At 76.8% G+C, this 21,490-nt stretch carries 2 protein-coding genes; both read right to left on the reverse strand.

From position 1 onward, the window contains the following. Positions 1 to 10: 10 nt before the first annotated feature. Positions 11 to 10,543 carry a type I polyketide synthase gene (locus LG395_RS19975; protein WP_225810713.1) on the reverse strand — a complete coding sequence of 3,511 codons (10,533 nt, stop codon included), beginning with the start codon at positions 10,541 to 10,543 and terminating at the stop codon, positions 11 to 13. A gap of 110 nt (positions 10,544 to 10,653) precedes the next feature. Then, positions 10,654 to 21,411, reverse strand: a complete 10,758-nt coding sequence (locus LG395_RS41215; protein WP_263982778.1) for a type I polyketide synthase — start codon at positions 21,409 to 21,411, stop codon at positions 10,654 to 10,656. Between the last annotated feature and the right edge of the window lie 79 nt (positions 21,412 to 21,490).

Here is a 21,490-nt window from a genome sequence, read left to right on the forward strand (position 1 = left end):
GGCGTGTGCCTCAGCTGAAGCTGCCCAGTTCGTCGTCCAGGATGCCGAACAGTTCGTCGGCCGTGGCCGTCTCCAGTGCCGTGTCTTCGGTGGACCCGGTGGACCCGGTGGACCCGGTGCCGCTCTCCCGCCACTCGCCGGTGCCGTCCCAGCGCGCGCTCAGGGTGCGCAACCGGGCGGCCACCCGGGCCCGCTGCTCCTCGTCCAGCGCGGCGGATTCCAGTGCCGTGCCCAACAGCGTCTCCAGACGCACCACTTCGGCCTCGATGTCGACCGGGTCGCCGGAGGCGTCCCCGCCCAGTTCCTCGTAGAGGTGCCGGGCGAGGGCCTCGGAGGTCGGATAGTCGAAGGTGAGCGTGGTGGACAGCCGCAGGCCGGTGTCGGCGCCGAGCCGGTTGCGCAGCTCCAGCGCGGCGAGCGAGTCCACGCCCAGGTCGCCCAGGGAGCGCTGGGGATCGACGGCGCTTCCGGAACCGTGCCCGAGGACGTCGGCGACGTGCCCGCACACCGTCTCCACGAGCAGCCCCAGGGCGTCGGCGGCGCTCAGCCGGGCCAGCCGCCGCGGGAGCGGCTCGGCGGCCGCCGGCGCCTCGGTGGCCCCCGCCCGGGCGGTGCGGCGTGCGGCCACCGGGGCGAGGCCCCGCACCAGGGCGGGGGCGTCGGCGGTGACCTGGACGCGGACCGGGAGCAGCACGGCGCGGTCGGCGGCGGGGGCGCCCGCCTCGGTCAGCGCGCGGTCGAACAGGTCCAGCGCGCGGTCGGCGGGCAGCGGCAGGATGCCGTCGCGGGCCAGCCGGCGCAGCTCGGTCTCACCGAGACCGGCCGCCATGCCCTCCCCGGTGTCCCACAGTCCCCAGCCCAGCGAGAGGGCCGGCAGTCCCTCGGCGCGGCGCCGGGCTGCGAGGGCGTCCAGGAAGGCGTTCCCGGCGGCGTAGTTGGCCTGCCCCGCCGCGCCCAGGGTGCCGGCGGCGGAGGAGAACAGCACGAACGCGGCGAGGCCGAGGTCGCGGGTCAGCTCGTGCAGATGCCAGGCGGCGTCGGCCTTGGGCCGCATGACCGCCTCCAGCCGCTCGGGCGTGAGGTCGCTGAGCAGCCCGTCGTCGAGGACGCCTGCGGCGTGCACCACGGCGGTCAGCGGCTGTTCGGCCGGCACGGACGCCAGCAGGGCGGCGAGCGCGTCCCGGTCGGTGGCGTCGCAGGCGGCCACGGTCACCTTCGCGCCGAGGGCGGCCAGGTCGTCCAGCGCGCCGGGTTCGGGCAGCCGCCCGCCCCGGCCGGTCAGCAGCAGGTGGCGTACGCCGTGCCGGGTGACCAGGTGCCGGGCCAGCAGCCGGCCGAGGCTGCCGGTGCCGCCGGTGACGAGGACGGTGCCGTCCGGGTCGAGCGCGGGCGCCGGGCCGGGCTCCGCGTCCGTGGCCCTGGCCAGTTCCGGCACGTACACCGTGCCCGCCCGCAGGGCGAGTTCGGGTGCGCCGGTGGCGACGGCGGCCGGGAGGACGGCGGCCGAGGCGGGGTCGTCGTCGGTGTCGACGAGCACGAACCGGCCGGGGTGCTCGACCGCCGCCGCGCGCACCATGCCCCAGAGCACGGCCTGCGCCGGGTCGGGCACGGCGTCGGCGCGGACGGCGACGGCGGAGCGGGTCACCACCGCCAGCGGTGTGCCGTCCGGCGCGTCGGCGAGGTCCCGCCGCAGTGCGGCGAGTGCCCGCACGGCGGTCCCCCGGGCGAGCGCGGGCAGGCCGTCGGCGGGCTCGTCCTCCGCCGTCACGGTGAGGGTGCGGGGCTCGGGTGCCGAGTCGGTGGGGGTGAGGGGGAGTTCGGTCCAGCGCACGCGGAACAGGTCGCCGGGGGCGGGTGCGGCCGCGTTCAGCTGTTCGGCGGTGACCTGGCGGACGCGCAGCGCGCTCACCTCGGCGACGGGGGCGCCCGTGCCGTCGTACAGGCGCAGGGTCATGTGGTCGGTGCCGTGCGGGGTGAGGCGCAGCCGGACGGCCGTGGCGCCGGTGGCGTACAGGGTGACGCCCTCCCACGAGAAGGGCAGGGTCATCACGGTCGGGTCCTGGCCTTCGAGCAGGTCGATGGCGTGGAGCGTGGAGTCGAGCAGCGCGGGGTGCAGTGCGAAGCCGTCGGCCGCTTCGGCATCGGGCAGGGCCAGTTCGGCCCACACCTCCTCGCCGAGCCGCCAGGCGCCGCGCAGGCAGCGGAAGGACGGGCCGTAGTGGTAGCCCTGCTCGGCGAGGTGGTCGTAGGTGCCGCTGACGTCCACGGGGACGGCTCCGGCGGGCGGCCAGTCGGTGACCGGGGCCGGTTCGGGGGCGGTGTGCGGGGCGAGGACGCCGGTGGCGTGCCGGGTCCACTCCCCGTCCGAGCCCTCGGGCCGGGCGTGCACGGTCAGCCGCCGGCGCCCGTCGGCGTCGGGTGCCGCCGCGGCCACCTGGAGGTGGACGGCGCCCCGCTCGGGCAGGACCAGGGGCCGTTCCAGGGTGAGTTCCTCCACGCGCGGGCAGTGCGTGCGGTCGCCGGCCTGGACGGCCAGTTCGACGAGGGCGCTGCCCGGGACGAGGACGACCCCGGCAACGGCGTGGTCCGCGAGCCACGGGTGGGTGGCGAGGGAGAGCCGGCCGGTGAGGGCCACCCGGTCGTCGCCGGCGAGTTCGAGGGCGGCGCCCAGCATCGGATGCCCGGCCGGTGCCTGGCCCAGCCCGCCGGCGTCGCCGACCGCGCCGGGCTCGTCGTCCAGCCACAGCCGCCGCCGCTGGAAGGCGTAGGTCGGCAGATCGGTGCGGCGGGCGCCGGTGCCGGCGAAGACCCGCTGCCAGTCGACGCTCACGCCGCGCACGTGGGCGGTGCCGAGCAGCGTCGCGAAGGTCCGCTCCTCGTCGCGGTCGCGGCGCAGCGCGGGCACGAACGCCGACCGTTCGGCGTCGGCGACGGCCTGCGCGCCCATCGCCGTCAGGACGGCGTCGGGCCCGAGTTCGAGGAAGGTGCGCACGCCGTCGGCCTCCAGCGTCCGGACGCCGTCGCCGAAGCGGACCGCCTCGCGGACGTGCCGGACCCAGTACTCGGGCGCGCACAGCTCGTCCTCGCTCGCGCGTGCGCCGGTCACGTTGGAGACGACGGGGATCGCGGGCGGCGCGTACCGCAGCTCGCGGGCCGTCTTCTCGAACTCCGCCAGCATCGGGTCCATGAGCGGGGAATGGAAGGCGTGGCTGACCCGCAGCCGCTTGGTGCGGCGGCCGGAGAAGGCCTCGGCGACGGCGGCGACGGCGGCCTCGGTGCCGGAGACGACGACGGCGCGGGGTCCGTTGACGGCGGCGACGGACACCTCGGGGCCGAGGTGCTCCAGCACCTCCTCCTCGGTGGCGTCGACGGCGAGCATCGCGCCGCCGGCGGGCAGCGCCTGCATCAGCCGGCCGCGCGCGGCAACCAGCCGGGCGGCGTCCGCCAGGTCCCAGACGCCGGCGACGTGGGCGGCCGTCAGTTCGCCGATGGAGTGCCCGGCGAGCCAGTCGGGCCGTACGCCGGCGGACTCCAGCAGCCGGTACAGGGCGGTCTCGACGGCGAACAGGGCGCTTTGCGTGTAGAGGGTGTGGTCGAGCAGGCCGGCCTCCTCGGTGCCGGGCTCCGCCCACATCACGTCCCGCAGCGGGCGTTCGAGATGGGCGTCGAGCGCCTGGCAGACCTCGTCGAGGGCCTTGCGGAAGGCCGGGTGGGCGGCGTGGAGGGCGCGGCCCATGCCGGGGCGCTGGGCGCCCTGGCCGGTGAAGAGGACGGCGGCCTTGCCGTCGGCGGGCCGGCCGCGGACCACGGTGTCGGAGGCGGTGCCGTCGTTCAGCGCGGCGAGTCCGGCGAGGAGTTCGTCCCGGTCGCGGGCGACGACGGCGGCCCGGTGGGGGAGGGCGGCGCGGCCGGTGGCCAGGGAGCGGGCGAGGTCGGGCAGGGGGCGGTCGGCGACCGCGCGCAGCCGTGCGGCCTGCGCGGCCAGTGCCTCGGGGGTGGCGCCGGAGAGCACGAGGGGCAGCAGCGGGGCCGGTGCCGCGTCCGTGTCCGGTTCGGCGTCCGCCGGCTCCTCCTCGGGGGCCTCCTCGATGATGGTGTGGACGTTGGTGCCGCTGATGCCGAAGGAGGAGACGCCGGCCCGGCGCGGACGCCCGGCGCGGGGCCAGGGCTGTTCCTCCGTCAGCAGCCGTACCCGTCCGGCGTCCCAGTCGACCTTCGTGGACGGCTGGTCCACGTGCAGGGTCCTGGGCAGGACGCCGTTGCGCATCGCCATCACCATCTTGATGACACCGGCGACACCGGCGGCGGCCTGCGTGTGCCCGATGTTGGACTTCACCGAGCCGAGCCACAGCGGTTCGGTGCGCTCCTGGCCGTAGGTGGCCAGCAGCGCCTGCGCCTCGATCGGGTCGCCCAGCGTCGTACCCGTACCGTGCGCCTCCACCGCGTCCACGTCCGCCGCCGACAGCCGCGCGGACGCCAGCGCCTGCCGGATCACCCGCTGCTGCGACGGACCGTTCGGCGCGGTCAGACCGTTGGACGCCCCGTCCTGGTTCACCGCCGAACCCCGGACGACGGCCAGCACCGGATGCCCGTTGCGCCGCGCGTCCGACAACCGCTCCAGGACGAGCATGCCGGCGCCCTCGGACAGGGCCGTGCCGTCGGCGGCGTCGGCGAAGGACTTGGCGTGGCCGTCGGCGGCCAGGTTGCGCTGCCTGCTGAAGTCCACGAACGTGTCGACGGTCGACATCACGGAGACACCGCCGGCCAGGGCCAGGGTGCACTCGCCCTGGCGCAGCGCCTGCGCGGCCAGGTGCAGTGCCACCAGGGACGAGGAGCAGGCCGTGTCGACGGTGAGCGTCGGGCCCTCCAGACCGAGGGCGTAGGCGACCCGGCCGGAGGCCACGCTGCCGAGGCTGCCGTTGCCGAGGTAGTCCCGGACGGACTCGGGGACGTGCCGCAGCCGGCTGCCGTAGTCGTGGTACATGACGCCCGCGAAGACACCGGTGCGGGAGCCGCGCACGGAGTGCGGGTCGATGCCGGCCCGCTCCAGCGCCTCCCAGGACGTCTCCAGCAGCAGCCGCTGCTGCGGGTCCATGGCGAGCGCCTCGCGCGGGCCGATGCCGAAGAAGTCGGGGTCGAAGTCGGCGGCGTCGTAGAGGAATCCGCCCGCCCGGGTGGAGGAGTGACCGGCCTTGCCCGGCTCCGGGTCGTACAGGCCGTCCAGGTCCCAGCCGCGGTCGGCGGGGAAGGCGCCGATGCCGTCACCGCCCTCGGCGAGCAGCCGCCACAGCTCCTCGGGGGTGCCGACCCCGCCGGGGTAGCGGCAGGCCATGGCGACGATGGCGACCGGCTCGTCGGCTTCCCGCGCGGTGGCCTCGACGGCGGCCTCGGCCCGGTCGCCGAGGAGTTCGCCGCGCAGGAAGCCCACGAGGGCGCCCGCGTCGGGGTAGTCGAAGACGAGGGTGGCGGGCAGGCGCAGGCCGGCCGCGTTGCCGAGGCGGTTGCGCAGTTCCACTGCGGTGAGCGAGTCGAAGCCCAGCTCGCGGAAGGAGCGGCGCGGATCGAGCGTCATGTCGCCGCCGTGGCCGAGGACGGCGGCGACGTGGGTGCGCACCAGTTCCGTGAGGGCCGCGTCGCGTTCGGCGGGGCCGAGGGCGGCCAGCCGGTCGGCGAGCGACCCGGTCTCCGCGCGGGAGGCCGCGGTTCGGCGGGCACGCACGGGCACCAGGCCGCGCAGCACGGCCGGGACGTCGCCGGCGCGGCGCAGGACGGCCAGGTCCAGGCCGACCGGGAGCAGCAGCGGCTCGGCGGTGCCCAGGGCGGTGTCGAGCAGCCGCAGGCCCTCCTCGGTGGACAGGGGCCGGACGCCCGCGCGGGCCATGCGGGCCACGTCGGCGTCGGTGAGGTGGGCGGTCAGTCCGGTGCGCTGCTCCCAGAAGCCCCAGGCCAGCGAGTGCGCGGGCAGGCCCTGGTGCCTGCGGTGGGCGGCGAGCGCGTCGAGGAAGGCGTTGGCGGCGGCGTAGCCGGACTGTCCGGCGCCGTCGACCGTGCCGGCGGCGGAGGAGAACAGTACGAACGCGGCGAGGTCCAGGTCGCGGGTCAGCTCGTGCAGGTGCCAGGCGGCGTCGGCCTTGGGGCGCAGTACGGCGTCCAGGCGCTCGGGCGTCTGGTCGGTCACCAGTCCGTCGTCGAGGACTCCGGCGAGGTGGACGACGGCGGTCAGCGGGTGCGCGGCCGGTACGCCGGCGAGGAGCCGGGCGAGTTGGCCGCGGTCGGCGGCGTCGCAGCGGGCCACGACGATGTCCGCGTCCAGGTCGGCGAAGTCGTCGGCGGCGGTGCCGCTGCGTCCGGCCAGCACCAGGCGGCGCACGCCGTGCGCGGCGACCAGGTGACGGGCGACCAGGGCGCCGAGCACGCCGGTGCCGCCGGTGATCAGCACGGTGCCGTCGGGGTCGAGGGCGGGCGCCTGTCCGGCCGGCGTGGCGCGGGCGAGCCGGGGCACGTGCACGGTGCCGTCGCGCAGGGCGAGCTGGGGTTCCCCGGTGGCCGCCGCGACGGCCACGGCGGCGTCGGCGTCGGCGCCGTCCACGAGCACGAACCGCTCCGGGTGCTCGCCCTGCGCGGCCCGGACCAGGCCCCACACGGCGGCCCCCGCCAGATCGGTGACGTCCTCCTCCCCCACCGCGACGGCGCCCCGCGTGAGCACCAGCAGCCGTGCGGAGGCGGTGCGTTCGTCGGCCAGCCAGTCCTGTACGGCGGCCAGCACCCGCTCGGTCGCCCGGCGGACGCCGGTCACCGGGTCGGAGTCGCCGGCCGGCAGCACCACCCAGGCGGGCACGGTGTCCAGCGCGGCCGGGCCGTGCTCGTCCAGGACCGCGAAGTCGGGCGCGGGTGCCTCGGGCACCGGCAGGGCCGGCCAGTCCAGGCGGTACAGGTCGTCCGGGCGGGCGGCCGCGGTGAGGGCGGCCGGGTCGACGGGCCGGGAGACGAGGGCCTCCACCTCGGCGACCGGGGCGCCCGTGGGGTCGGCCAGCTGGAGGGAGAGCGTCTCACCGCCGTGCAGCCGGACCCGCAGGGCGGTGGCCCCGGCCGCGTACAGCGAGACGCCGGTCCAGGCGAAGGGCAGCCGGGCGGTGGCCTGGCCGTCGGCGGGGGAACCGTCCGCGGTGAGGCCGTCGGCGTGCAGGGCGGCGTCGAACAGGGCCGGGTGCAGGGCGAAGCCCTCGCGCTCGACCGGCAGTTCGACCTCGGCGAAGGTCTCGTCGCCGCGCCGCCAGACCGCGCGCAGCCCCTGGAAGGCGGGCCCGTAGTCGTAGCCGAGGCCGGTGAGGCGCTCGTAGGCGTCCTCGACCGGTACGGGCCGCGCGTCCCGGGGCGGCCAGGCCGTCAGGTCGAAGGACGGCGGGGCGGCCCCGGGGGCGAGCAGGCCGGTGGCGTGCAGGGTCCAGGCCGTGTCGTCGGCGCCCTCGGGGCGGGAGTGGACGGTCAGCGCGCGGTGTCCGCCGTCGTCGGCGGCGGCCACGCGCAGCTGGAGCTGGACCGCACCCCGCTCGGGCAGCGGCAGCGGTGCCTGGAGGGTCAGTTCGGCGAGGTGTCCGCAGCCGAGGTGGTGGCCCGCGCCGAGCGCCAGCTCGACCAGGGCGGTGCCGGGCAGCAGGGCGGTGCCGGACACGGCGTGGTCGGCCAGCCAGGGGGCGGTGGCGGTGGAGAGGCGGCCGGTGAACAGGGTGCCGCCCTCGGCGACCGGGACGGCGGCGCCCAGCAGCGGGTGGCCTGTGGTGTCCAGGCCGGCGGCGGTGACGTCACCGGTGGCGGCGGACCGGCCGAGCCAGTACCGCTCGCGCTGGAAGGCGTAGGTGGGCAGGTCGGCGGTGCGGACCGGCATGCCGTCGAACACGGCCGACCAGTCGACCGGGACGCCCGCGACGAAGGCCTCGCCCAGGGCGGTCAGGACGCGTTCGGGGCCGCCGTCGTCACGGCGCAGCGAGCCGAGGCCGGTGACGTCGGCGCCCGCGGCGTCGGCGGTCTCCTCGATGCTGTGCAGCAGCACGGGGTGCGGGCTGCATTCCACGAACACCCCGTACCCGGCGTCGAGCAGGGTGCGGGTGGTGGGCTCGAACAGCACGCTCTGGCGCAGGTTGGTGTACCAGTAACCGGCGTCGAGGCGGGTGGTGTCGAGCCGGGCGCCGGTGACGGTGGAGTAGAACGGCACCTCGGCGGGCCGGGCCTGGATGCCCGCCAGGTCGGCGAGCAGCCGCTCCCGGATCGACTCGACGTGCGCGCAGTGCGAGGCGTAGTCCACGGGGAGCCGCTTGGCGCGGTCGCCGCCGGCCACGATCGTCTCCCGGAGTTCGTCGAGGGCGTCGGCGTCGCCGGACAGCACCACGGAGGAGGCGCCGTTGACGGCGGCCACCGAGACCCGTCCGTCGTAGCGGGCGACGAGGTCGCGCACCCGGGCCTCGGGCAGCGCCACCGACATCATGCCGCCGCGGCCGGACAGTTCGCGGGCGATGGCCTGGCTGCGCAGGGCGACGACGCGGGCGCCGTCGGCGAGGGAGAGCGCGCCGGCCACGCAGGCGGCGGCGATCTCGCCCTGGGAGTGGCCGATGACGGCGGCGGGCCGGACCCCGTGGGCGCGCCACACCTCGGCGAGCGAGACCATGATCGCCCACAGCACGGGCTGGACGACGTCCACCCGCTCCAGCGGCTGCCGTGCCCGCACGGTCTCGATGAGGTCCCAGTCGGTGACGGGGGCGAGGGCGGCGGCGCAGTCGCTCATGCGCGCGGCGAACTCGGGTGAGGTGTCGAGCAGGTCGGCGGCCATCCCGGCCCACTGGGAGCCCTGGCCGGGGAAGACGAAGGCGATCCGGGACTCGGCCGCGGGCCTGCCGCGCACCACGTTGGGCGCGGTGCCGCCTTCGGCGAGGGCGGTCAGGCCCGCGGTGAGGGCGGGCAGGCCGGCGCCGGTGACGACGGCCCGTTCGGTGAGCGCGGCGCGTCCGGTGGCGAGGGTGTGGGCGACGTCGGGGACGGGGTCGGTGCCGGTGGCGAGGTGGTCCAGGAGGGTGCGGGCCTGGGCGGCGAGGCCTTGTTCGCCGTGGCCGGACAGCACCAGCGGCAGCGGTCCGTTCCAGGAGGGCTCCTCCGCGCGGGGCTCGGGCTCCGGGGCGGCCTCGATGATGACGTGGGCGTTGGTGCCGCTGATGCCGAAGGAGGAGACGGCGGCGCGGCGGGGCTCGCCGTCGGCGGGCCAGTCGCGGGCGTCCGTCAGCAGTTCGACGGCGCCCTCCGCCCAGTCGACCTGGGAGGTCGGCTGTCCGGCGTGCAGAGTCCTGGGCAGCCGGCCGTGCCGCATGGCCATCACCATCTTGATGACGCCGGCGACGCCGGCGGCGGCCTGGGTGTGCCCGATGTTGGACTTCACGGAGCCCAGCCACAGCGGTTCAGCGCGGTCCTGGCCGTAGGTGGCGAGCAGGGCCTGGGCCTCGATCGGGTCGCCGAGCGGGGTGCCGGTGCCGTGGGCCTCGACGGCGTGCACCTGGCGGGGTTCCAGGCGGGCGTCGGCGAGGGCGGCGCGGATGACCCGCTGCTGGGAGGGGCCGTTGGGGGCGGTCAGGCCGTTGGAGGCGCCGTCCTGGTTGACGGCCGAGCCGCGCACCACGGCCAGGACGCGGTGGCCGTGGCGCCGGGCGTCGCCGAGCCGTTCCAGCAGGAGCAGGCCGGCGCCCTCGCCCCAGCCGGTGCCGTCCGCTCCCTCCGCGAAGGACTTGCAGCGGCCGTCCAGCGCGAGCCCGCGCTGGCGGGAGAAGTCGATGAAGGTGTCCGGGGTGGACATGACCGTGACGCCGCCCGCGAGGGCGAGGTCGCACTCGCCGGTGCGCAGTGCCTGCACCGCGAGGTGCAGGGCGACGAGCGAGGAGGAGCAGGCGGTGTCGACGGTGACGGCGGGGCCTTCCAGGCCGAGGGTGTAGGAGACGCGGCCGGAGGCGACGCTGCCTAGGTTGCCGTTGCCGAGATAGCCCTCGACGCCCTCCGGCACCTCGGTGAGCCAGCTGCCGTAGTCGTGGTACATGACGCCGGCGTAGATGCCGGTGCGGCTGCCCTTGAGGGTGTGCGGGTCGATGCCGGCGCGTTCGAAGGCCTCCCAGGACGTCTCCAGCAGCAGCCGCTGCTGCGGGTCCATGGCGATGGCCTCGCGGGGGCTGATGCCGAAGAAGCCGGGGTCGAATCGCGGCGCGTCGTACAGGAACCCGCCCTCGCGGACGTGGGTCTTGCCGGGGGCGTCGGGGTCGGGGTCGTAGATGCCCTCGACGTCCCAGCCGCGGTCCGCGGGGAAGTCGCCGACGGCGTCCGTGGCGGTGTCGACCAGCTCCCACAGCTGTTCGGGGGTGGTGACGCCGCCGGGGTAGCGGCAGCTCATGGCGACGATCGCGACGGGCTCCTGCGCCGCCTCGGTGAGCTGGGCGTTCTGCTGGCGCAGCCGCTCGTTCTCGAGCAATGACTCGCGCAGCGCCTCGACGATCTGCTCGACGGATGTGTCCACGGTCGGTGTCGCTCCCTGCTGGTTCGGCGGCGCTGGTGACGCGGTGGAGGGTGCGCCGGTACGGGTGGCCCGGTGCCGGACGCGGCGCGTCGTCCGGCACCGGGGCGGGGTCACTGGGTGGCGCTGCGGTCGAGCGCGGCGCGCACCAGGTCGGCGACGGCCATGGACTTGATGTCCAGGGCGCGGTCGGCGGGGGCGGGGGCCGGGGTGCGCTCGGACAGCTTCAGCAGGCTGTCGAGCAGGCCGGCTTCCCGGATGCGGGCGACGGGGATGCGGGAGATCAGGGCGCGCAGTTCGTCGTCGCCGTGCGCGGCGGCCGGGGGCTCGGGGTCCGCGGTGTCCGGGAGGAGCCGTTCGAGGAGGTGGCCGGCGAGGGCCGCCGGGGTGGCGTAGTCGAAGATCAGCGTGGAGGGCAGGCGCAGTCCGCAGACCGCGTTCAGCCGGTTGCGCAGTTCGACGGCGGCGAGCGAGTCGAAGCCGAGCTCGGTGAAGGCGCGGCGCGGTTCGACGGCGGCCGGTCCGGCGTGGCCGAGGACGGCGGCGACCTCGGTGCGGACCGCCTCCAGGACGGTGTGCTCGTGGTCGGCGGCGGGCAGCGCGGCCAGCCGCTCGCCCAGGGTGCGGGCCGGGTCGTCGCCGGCCGTGCGGGCGGTGACGCCGGCCAGGGTGCGCAGCACGGCCGGGACGTCGTCGCCGCGCCGGCGCAGGGCCGCGGTGTCCAGCCGTACCGGTACCAGGGCGGGGCTGCCGGTGGCCACGGCGGCGTCGAACAGCTGAAGTCCCTCGTCCGGGTCGAGCGCGCCGATGCCGGAGCGTTCGATGCGCTGGACCCCGCTCTCGTCGAGGGTGGCGCCCATGCCGCCGCCGGACCACAGTCCCCAGGCGAGGGAGGTGGCGGGCAGGCCGAGTGCGGCGCGGTGGGCGGCCAGCGCGTCGAGGAAGACGTTGGCGGCGGCGTAGTTGCCCTGGCCGGAGGCGTCGAGGGTGCCGGCGGCCGAGGAGAACAGCACGAAGCGGGACAGCTCCCGGTCCCGGGTGAGGTCGTGCAGGTGCCAGGCGGCGTCCGCCTTGGGCCGCAGCACGGTGTCCAGCCGCTCCGGGGTCAGGGAGGCCACCAGGGCGTCGTCCAGGACGCCGGCGGTGTGGACGACGCTGTCCACGGGGTGCGCGGTGAGCAGGGCGGCGAGCGCGGCGCGGTCGGACACGTCGCAGGCGACGATCTCCGCCTCGGCGCCCAGTTCCGCCAGGTCCGCGCGCAGGTCGGCGGCGCCGGGCGCGCCGGGGCCGCGACGGCTGGTGAGCACCAGGCGGGTGACACCGTGCCGGCCGGCCAGGTGGCGGGCGACGAGGGCGCCGAGTCCGCCGGTGCCGCCGGTGACGAGGACGGTGCCCCACGGGCGGTCCGGTGCCGGGGAGTCGTCGGCGCGCTCCAGGCGCGGGGCGTGTGCGCGGCCGTCGCGCCAGCGGACCTCCGGCTCCCCGGAGTCGAGGAGGGCGGCGAGCGCCGCCCGGTCCGGTACGGGGCCGTCGGGGCCGGTCCGTGCGACGAGCAGGACGCGGCCCGGGTCCTCGGCCTGCGCGGCCCGCACCAGGCCGTGCACGGCGGCGTCGGCGAGGCCGCCACCGGTGAGGACCACCAGCACGGACCCGGTGTACCGGTCGTCGGCCGTCCAGGCCCGCAGGACCGTGAGGGTGCGGTCGAGCACGGCGCGCACGGCGCCCGGCAGCCGCTCGCCGTCGGCGGGCGGCGCGGTGACGGGCAGGATCACCACGTCGGGCACGGGAGTGCCGAGCGCCTCCAGGCCGGCGTGCACGGGGACGCCGAGGCCGAGGTCGTCGTCGCCGAGGACCGCCCAGGTGCGGCGGTCGGGGCGTCCGGCGGCCTCCGGCAGCGGTTCGTCGCCGACGGCGTAGAGGTGGCGCCGCCGCTGGGTGAGCCGGTCGGCGGTGACCGGGCGGGTGACGTAGGACTCGACGGTGGCGAGGGGACTGCCCTCGCCGTCCGCGAGGTCGATGCGGGTGCCGTCGGGGCCGGGGGTGACGCGGACGCGGGCGGTGAGCCCGCCCTGGGAGTGCGCGGCGACGCCGGTCCAGGCGAAGGGCAGGGCGATGCCGTCGGACGTCTCGCCCGGTTCGCCGTCGGCGAGGGAGGTGACGTGCAGCGCGGAGTCCAGCAGGGCCGGGTGCAGGGTGTGCCGGGCGGCGTCCTGCCGTGCGGAGTCGGGGAGTTCGAGTTCGGCGAGGAGCGCGTCGCCGTGCCGCCAGGCGGCCTTGACGCCGCGGAAGACGGGGCCGTAGTCGTACCCCTCGGCGTGCAGGCGCGGGTAGAGGCCGGTGACGTCGAGCGGGGTGGCGCCGGGCGGCGGCCAGGCGCCGGGCGCGGGCGGGGGCGCGGCGGCGGAGCCGGTGAGGGTGCCGGTGGCGTGCCGGGTCCAGCCCTCGTCCGCGGGGGCGTTCTCGGGGCGTGAGTGGATCTCGACGGTGCCGTCGGGTCCGGTGGCGACCTGGAGGTGGACGGCGGTGTCCGCATCCAGCACCAGCGGGGCCTGGAGGGTCAGCTCCTCCACGACGGGGCGCCCGGTGAGACGCCCGGCGTGCAGGGCGAGGTCGACCAGCGCGGCGCCGGGCACCAGGACCGTGCCCAGCACGGCGTGCTCGGCGAGGACCGGGTGGGTGGCGGTGGAGATCCGGCCGGTGAGCAGCACCCCGGCGTCCCCGGGCAGGTCCAGGCGGGCGCTGACCAGCGGGTGGCCGGCCGCGGCGAGCCCGTGTCCGGCGGCGTCGCCGACCGCGACGGCGGGCGTGGGCAGCCAGTAGCGGCGGTGCTCGAAGGCGTAGGTGGGCAGCTCGGCCCGGCGGCCCTGGTACGACGCGTAGAGCGCCGCCCAGTCGACGTCGAAGCCGCGGGTGTGCACGGCGGCCAGGGCGGCCAGCAGGCCGCGCAGCGGGTCGGTGTCCTTGCGGCCGGCCGGGACGAACGCGGTGTCCGCGGCGTCCGGCAGGCAGTCGGGGCCGAGGGCGGTGAGCACGGGTGCGGCGCCGAGTTCGAGGAAGGTGCCGGCGCCCTTCGCGGCCAGCGTGGTGACGGCGTCGGCGAAGCGCACGGTCTCCCGCACGTGCCGCACCCAGTAGTCGGCGGAGCCGAGTTCGGCGGCACCGGCCGGGGCGCCGGTGAGGGTGGAGACGAGGGGCACGGTCGGTTCGGCGGCCTCGATGCCGGTCATGACCTCCCGGAACGCGGCCAGCATGGGCTCCATGCGGGGCGAGTGGAAGGCGTGCGAGACGCGCAGCCGGCGGGCCGTCGGGAAGTGCGCGGCGACCTCGGCGACGGCGTCCTCGTCGCCGGAGACGACCACGGCGCGGGGGCCGTTGACGGCGGCGATCCCGCAGCGCCCGTCCAGCAGCGCCGCCACCTCCTCCTCGGTGGCCTGTATGGCGGTCATCGCGCCGCCCTCGGGCAGCTCCTGCATGAGCCGGCCCCGGGCGGCGACCGCGGTGACGGCGTCCGGCAGCGACCACACGCCCGCGACGTGCGCGGCGGCGAACTCGCCGACGGAGTGGCCGGCCAGCCAGTCGGGGCGCAGCCCGAAGGACTCCAGCAGCCGGTAGAGCGCGACCTGGGTGGTGAACAGCGCGGCCTGGGTGTAGGCGGTCTGCTCCAGGGTGTCGGGGTCGTCGCCGAACACGACCTCGGCCAGGGGCCGTTCGAGGTGCTTGTCGAAGAGGGCGGCGGCGCGGTCGAAGTGCTCGGCGTAGACGGGGAAGGCGTCGTACCAGTCGCGGCCCATGCCGGGGCGCTGGGCGCCCTGACCGGAGAACAGGTAGGCCAGGGTGCCGTCGGTGGCGGAGCCGGTGACGAGCAGCCCGGGTGCCTCGGTGCCGTGGGCGAGGGCGTCCAGCGCGGCGGCGGCCTCGTCGTCGCCGCCGGCGAGGAGCACGGCGCGGTGCGGGTGGGTGCCGCGGGTGGTGGCCAGGGCCAGGCCGAGGTCGGCCGCGGTGGTGCCGGTCAGCTCGCGCAGGCGCCGGGCCTGGCCGCGCAGGGCCTCGGGCGAGCGGGCGGAGACGGGCAGGGCGAGCAGCGGCGGGGCGGTGGCGGGGTCCGGCTCGGCGGGCTCGGGCTCGGGCTCGGGGAACTCCTCCAGGATCACGTGGGCGTTGGTGCCGCTGATCCCGAAGGAGGACACACCGGCGCGGCGCGGCCGGTCCGGGGCGGCCCACGGGCGCGGCTCGGTGAGCAGCCGCACCTGTCCGGCGTCCCAGTCGACCTGGGGGGACGGCGCGTCGACGTGCAGGGTCTTGGGCAGGACCCCGTTGCGCATCGCCATGACCATCTTGATGACGCCGGCGACACCGGCGGCGGCCTGGGTGTGTCCCATGTTGGACTTGACCGAGCCGAGCCAGAGCGGTTCGGCGCGGTCCTGGCCGTAGGTGGCCAGCAGGGCCTGGGCCTCGATCGGGTCGCCGAGGGTGGTGCCGGTGCCGTGCGCCTCGACGGCGTCGACGTCGGCGGGGCCGAGCCCGGCGGCGGCCAGCGCGGCGCGGATGACGCGCTGCTGGGAGGGGCCGTTGGGCGCGGTCAGGCCGTTGGAGGCGCCGTCGGAGTTGACGGCGGAGCCGCGGACCAGCGCGAGCACGCGGTGGCCGTTGCGGCGCGCGTCGGAGAGGCGTTCCACGACGAGCACGCCGGCGCCCTCGCCCCAGCCGGTGCCGTCGGCCGCGGCGGCGAAGGACTTGCAGCGGCCGTCGGCGGCCAGTCCGCGCTGCCGGGCGAAGTCGACGAAGGTGTCCGGTGTCGACATGACGGTCACGCCGCCGACCAGGGCGAGGTCGCACTCGCCCTGCCGCAGCGCCTGCGCCGCCAGGTGCAGGGTGACCAGGGAGGAGGAGCAGGCGGTGTCGACGGTGACGGCCGGTCCTTCCAGGCCGAGGGCGTAGGCGACCCGGCCGGAGACGACGCTGCCGAGGCTGCCGTTGCCGAGGTAGGCGGCGAGGTCCTCGGGCACCTCGGCGAGCCAGGTGCCGTAGTCGTGGTACATGACGCCCGCGAACACGCCGGTACGCGAGCCGCGCAGCCGGTGCGGGTCGATGGCGGAGCGTTCCAGTGCCTCCCAGGACACCTCCAGGAGCAGCCGCTGCTGCGGGTCCATGGCGGTGGCCTCGCGGGGGCTGATGCCGAAGAAGCCGGCGTCGAACTCGGCCGCGTCGTACAGGAAGGCGCCCTCGCGGGTGTAGGTGCGGCCGGGGGTGCCCGGCTCCGGGTCGTACAGCGCCTCGGTGTCCCAGCCGCGGTCGGCCGGGAAGCCGCCGACCGCGTCGACGCCGTCGGCGACGAGCCGCCACAGGTCCTCCGGGGAGCGGACCTGGCCGGGGTAGCGGCAGCTCATGCCGACGATGGCGATCGGGTCGTCGTCCGGCGCGGTGCGGGTGGCGACGGCGGGGGTGTGCTGCGGGCCGGTGCCGAAGAGGGTGTCGCGGATGTGCCCGGCGAGGGCGCGGGAGGTGGGGTGGTCGAAGACGAGGGTGGCGGGCAGCCGCAGCCCGGTCGCGGTGCCCAGCCGGTTGCGCAGCTCCACGGCCGCCAGGGAGTCGAAGCCGAGGTCGGTGAAGGCCCGGCCGGGGTCGATGGCGGAGGGTCCGTCGTGCCTCAGGACGGCCGCGACTTCGGTGCGCACCAGGTCGAGCAGGGCGCGGTCGCGGTCGGCGGCGGGAAGTGCCGCGAGCTGTCCGTCCGCGGCCGTGGCGGGTGCGGGGCCGGCGGCGGCGCGGCGGGTGACCGGGCGGACGAGGCCGGTCAGCAGCGGCGGTATGCCGTCGGGGCGGCGGCGTACGGCGGCGGCGTCGATCTCGACGGGGACGAGGTGGGGTGCGCGGGAGCGGACGGCGGCGTCGAACAGCTCCAGGGAGCGGGCGGCGGACAGGCCGGGGACGCCGTAGGCCGCGATGCGCTCGCGGGCGGCCTCGTCCAGTGCGGCGCCCATGCCGCTGTCGGTGTCCCACAGGCCCCAGGCGAGCGCGGTGGCGGGCAGGCCGAGGGCGGCGCGGTGCGCGGCGAGGGCGTCGAGGTAGGCGTTGGCGGCGGCGTAGTTGCCCTGGCCGGGGCCGTCGAGGACGGCGGCGAGGGAGGAGAACAGCACGAAGTGGGCGAGGTCGCGGTCCCGGGTCAGCTCGTGCAGGTGCCAGGCGCCCAGCGCCTTGGCGTGGAAGACCTCGTCCACCATGGCGTCGGTGAGGGTGTCCACGACGCCGTCGCGCACGGTGCCCGCCGCGTGCACGACGGAGTCGACGGGGTGCTCGGCGAGCAGCCGGCGCAGCGCCTCGCGGTCGCCCACGTCGCAGGCGGCGACGGTCACCTCGGCGCCGAGCGCGGTGAGTTCGGCGTGCAGTCCGGGGGCCGTGCCGCGGCGGCCGGCGAGCACCAGGCGGCGCACGCCGTGGGCGCGGACCAGGTGCAGGGCGAGCAGCGCGCCGAGGCCGCCGGTGCCGCCGGTGACGAGGACGGTGCCCCAGTCGGGCGCGGCGTGGTCCCCGGCGGGCTGGGCCGTCAGCCGGGGCACGCTGAACGCGCCGTCGGCGAGGGACAGTTCGGGTTCGCCGGTGGCGAGGGCCTGGCGCAGGTCGGCCTCACCGGGCAGCTGCTCGTGCTCGACGAGGACGTAGCGGCCGGGGTTCTCCGCCTGGGCGGACCGGACCAGGCCGCGGACGGCGGCGTGGGCGGGGCTGCCGGGCGGGGTGACGACGACGAGCCGGGTGCCGGCCAGGCGCTCGTCCTCCTGCCAGGTGCGCAGCAGCCGCAGGACATGGTGGACGTGGGCGCGCGCCGTGGTGGCGTCGGCGTCCGCCGGGCCGGGCACGCGGTGCACGACGGCGTCCGGGGCCGGGCCGTCGAGCAGGGCGTCCACGGAGTCCGTGAGGACGGCGGTGCGCAGGGGTGGTGCGCTGGTCGCCGGTCGGGGGTGGGGCGACCAGCGCACCGCGTACAGGACGTCGCCCGCGGGTACGGGACGGGAGGTCAGGGCCTCGATGTCGGCGACCGGGGCGCCGGTGGCGTCGGCGAGGCGCAGGGCGATGGTGTCGCTGCCGGCCCGGGTGATCTTCACGCGGAGGGCGGGGGCGCCGGTGGCGTGCAGGGTGACGCCGCTCCAGGCGAACGGCACCAGGACCTCGGGGCGCGGCGGGGCGTCGAGATCGGCGGCGTGCAGGGCCGCGTCGAGCAGAGCCGGGTGCAGGCCGAACTGCGCGGCGTCCGTGGCGGCTTCCCCGGGCAGCGCGACCTCGGCGTAGACGTCGTCGCCGTGCCGCCAGGCGGCGCGCAGGCCCTGGAAGGCGGGGCCGTACCCGTAGCCCTGGTCGGCGAGGTCGGCGTAGACGCGGGCGGTGTCGAGCGGCCGGGCGCCTGGCGGTGGCCACTCGGTCAGGCCGGCCGTGGCGGCGGGGGCGGCGGTGGTGAGGACGCCGGCGGCGTGCTGGGTCCAGGGGGCGGCTTCGTCGGCGCGGGTGTGCACCGTGACGGGGCGGCGGCCGGCCTCGTCGGGTTCGCCGACGGCGACCTGGACGGCGACGTCCTCGTCGGCGCGCAGCACGAGCGGGGCGCCGAGGGTCAGTTCCTCCAGGGTGTGCGCGCCGGCGTGTTCGCCGGCGCGCAGGGCGAGTTCGACGAAGGCGGTGCCCGGGAACAGCACCCGCCCGGCGATGACGTGGTCGGCGAGCCAGGGCTGGGTCCGGGTGGACAGCCGCCCGGTCAGTACGACGCCCTCGGCGCCGACTGCCACCACGGCACCCAGCAGCGGGTGGCCGGCGGGGAGCTGGCCGAGGCCCGCGGCGTCGGTGGCGGCGCGCTGCTCCAGCCAGAAGCGGCGCCGCTGGAACGGGTAGGGCGGCAGGTCGATCCGGCGGCCGCCGAGGCCGGTGAAGTGCCGCCGCCAGTCGACGGGGACGCCCCGGGCGTGGGCGGCGGCGAGCGCGCCGACGGCCTCGCGGGCCTCGGGCCGCTCGCGCCGCAGCACCGGCAGGAAGGCGGCGTCGGGAACGTCGGTGCAGTCGGGGCCCATCGCGGTCAGCACGGCGTCGGGGCCGACCTCCAGGAAGGTGCGCACGCCGGTGTCGGCGAGGACGCGGACGGCGTCGTGGAAGCGGACCCGGGCGCGTACGTGCTCCACCCAGTACTCGGGGTCGCACAGCTCGGTGGTGACGGGCCCGCCGGTGACGGTGGAGACCACCGGCAGTCGCGGCTCGGCGAAGTCGAGGACGTGCACCACGCGCCGGAACGCGTCCAGCATCGGTTCCATCAGCGGCGAGTGGAAGGCGTGGCTGACCCGCAGCCGCTTGGTGTCGTGGCCGCGCGCGGCGAGTTCGGCGTCGATGCGCTCGACGTCGTCCGCGTCGCCGGAGACCACGACGGAGGCGGGCCCGTTGACGGCGGCGATGCCGGTGCGCGGGGTGAGCAGCGGCGCGACCTCGTCCTCGGCGGCGCGTACGGCGACCATGGCGCCGCCCTCGGGCAGCGCCTGCATGAGCCGGCCACGGGCGGCGACCAGGATCGTGGCGTCCTGGAGGGTGAGCACGCCGGCCACGTGCGCGGCGGCTATCTCGCCGACGGAGTGCCCGGCGAGCTGGTCCGGGACGAGGCCCCAGCTCTCCAGGAGCCGGTGGAGGGCGACCTCCACGGCGAACAGGGCCGGCTGCGCGTACTCGGTACGGTGCAGCAGCCCGGCCTCCGGGGTGCCGGGCGCGGCGAACAGGACGTCCGCCAGGGGCCGGTCGAGCTGGAGGTCGAAGTGGGCGCAGACCTCGTCGAGGGCGTCGGCGAACACGGGGTAGGCGGCGGCCAGTTCGCGGCCCATGCCGATCCGCTGGCTGCCCTGCCCGGTGAACAGGAAGGCCAGCTCGCCGTCGACGCGCCCGGTGGGCGCGGTGGCTCCCGAGGCGAGGTCCTCCAGCGCGGTGCGCAGTTCGTCGCGGTCGGCGGCGACGAGGACGGCCCGGTCGTCGAGGGCGGCCCGGGTGGTGGCCAGCGCGTGGGCGAGGTCCAGCGGGTCGGTCTCGTCCACGAGGGGCAGCAGATCGGCGGCACGGGCGCGCAGGGCGGCTTCGCCGCGGGCGGACAGGGCGAAGGGCAGGGGGGTGCCGGTACCGGCGTTCTCCGCCCCGGGCTGCGGCCGCCGCGGCGAACCGGCGTCCGCGTCGCCGTCCGCGTCCCGCGGCCGTGCCGGGAGACCGGCGTCCGCGGGGTCCGGCTCCTCCAGGATGACGTGGGCGTTGGTTCCGCTGACGCCGAACGAGGACACGCCCGCCCGCCGAGCCCGGCCGGTTCGGGGCCAGGCGCGTTCCTCGGTGACGAGTTCGACGGCGCCGGAGGCCCAGTTGACGTTCGGGGTGGGTGCGTCGACGTGCAGGGTCGCCGGTACCCGGCCGTGCCGCATGGCGAGGATCGTCTTGATCATGCCGGCGGCGCCGGCGGCGGCCTGGGTGTGGCCGAGGTTGGACTTGACCGAGCCGAGCAGCAGCGGGGCGTCGGCGGGCCGGCCCTGGCCGTAGGTGGCCAGGAGCGCGGTCGCCTCGATGGGGTCGCCGAGCCGGGTACCGGTGCCGTGCGCCTCGACCACGTCGACGTCGGCGGCGGTGAGGCCGGCGTCGGCGAGTGCCCGGCGGATCAGCCGCTGCTGGGAGGTGCCGTTGGGCGCGGTGAGGCCGTTGGAGGCGCCGTCCTGGTTGACGGCCGACCCGCGTACGAGGGCCAGGACGCGGTGCCCGTTGCGGCGCGCGTCGCTCAGCCGTTCCAGGACGAGCACGCCGACGCCCTCGGCGAATCCGGTGCCGTCCGCGGCGGCGGCGAACGCCTTGCAGCGGCCGTCGGGCGCGAGGCCCCGCTGCCGGCTGAAGGCGGTGAAGACACCGGGACCGCCCATGACGGCGACACCGCCCGCGAGCGCCAGCGAGGACTCGCCCTGCCGCAGCGAGCGGCACGCCAGGTGGACGGCGACCAGGGAGGCGGAGCACGCGGTGTCGACGGTGACGGCCGGTCCCTCGGCGCCCAGCACGTAGGCGACGCGGCCGGAGATGACACTGCCCGCGTTCCCGGCGAGCAGGTAGGCGTCGAGTCCGTCGGGGGCGTCGTGCAGGCGCGGCCCGTACTCCTGCACCTCGGCGCCGAAGAACATGCCGGCCGGGGTGCCGCGCAGTCCCGTGGGGTCGATGCCGGCGTCCTCCAGGGCCTGCCAGGAGGTCTCCAGGACGAGCCGCTGCTGGGGGTCCATGCCGAGCGCCTCGCGCGGGCTGATGCCGAAGAAGTCGGCGTCGAACTCGGTGGCGGTGTCGAGGAATCCGCCGCTGCGGACGTAGGCGCTGCCGGGCACCTCGGGGTCCTCGTCGAAGAGGGCGTCCAGGTCCCAGCCGCGGTCCTGCGGGAAGCCGGACAGCACCTCGCCGCCCTCGGTGAGCAGCCGCCACAGGTCGGCGGGCGTGGAGATGCCGCCGGGGAAGCGGCAGCCGATGCCGACGACCGCGACGGGTTCGTCGGCGCCGCCGTCGGCGGCGGGCTCGTCGGGGACGTCCGTCGTGCCGTGGACCTCGGCGAGCAGGCGGGCCGCGAGGTCGTGCACGGTCGGGCAGTCGTAGGCGACACCGACCGGCAGGTCGAGCCCGGTCCGCTCGGTCAGCCTCCGGTGCAGGTCGACGGCGGCGAGGGAGTCGAGTCCCTGCGCGGCGAACGGGGTTGCCGGGTCGAGGGTGTCCACCGTGCCCGGCCGGGCCGCTTCGATGGCCTCGGTCACGGCGGTGCGCACCAGTTCGGTCACCAGCCTGCGGTGCTGGGACGGTATGGCCGTGGCGAGCCGCCGTGCCAGAGCTGAGTCGGTTCCGGGCCCGTTCATCCACGCATCTCCGCTTTCGGCCGACACCGGTTTTCCTCTCCTTTTTCCACACCGTAGTGACGGCCCTTGAAAGGCCACA

The organism is Streptomyces spinosus, from assembly GCF_020400655.1.
Taxonomy (GTDB): Bacteria; Actinomycetota; Actinomycetes; order Streptomycetales; family Streptomycetaceae; genus Streptomyces; species Streptomyces argyrophylli.

Excerpts from the sequence above, each read along its gene's own strand:
- LG395_RS41215 (WP_263982778.1), bottom strand. The coding sequence starts at position 21,411 with ATGAACGGGCCCGGAACCGACTCAGCTCTGGCACGGCGGCTCGCCACG.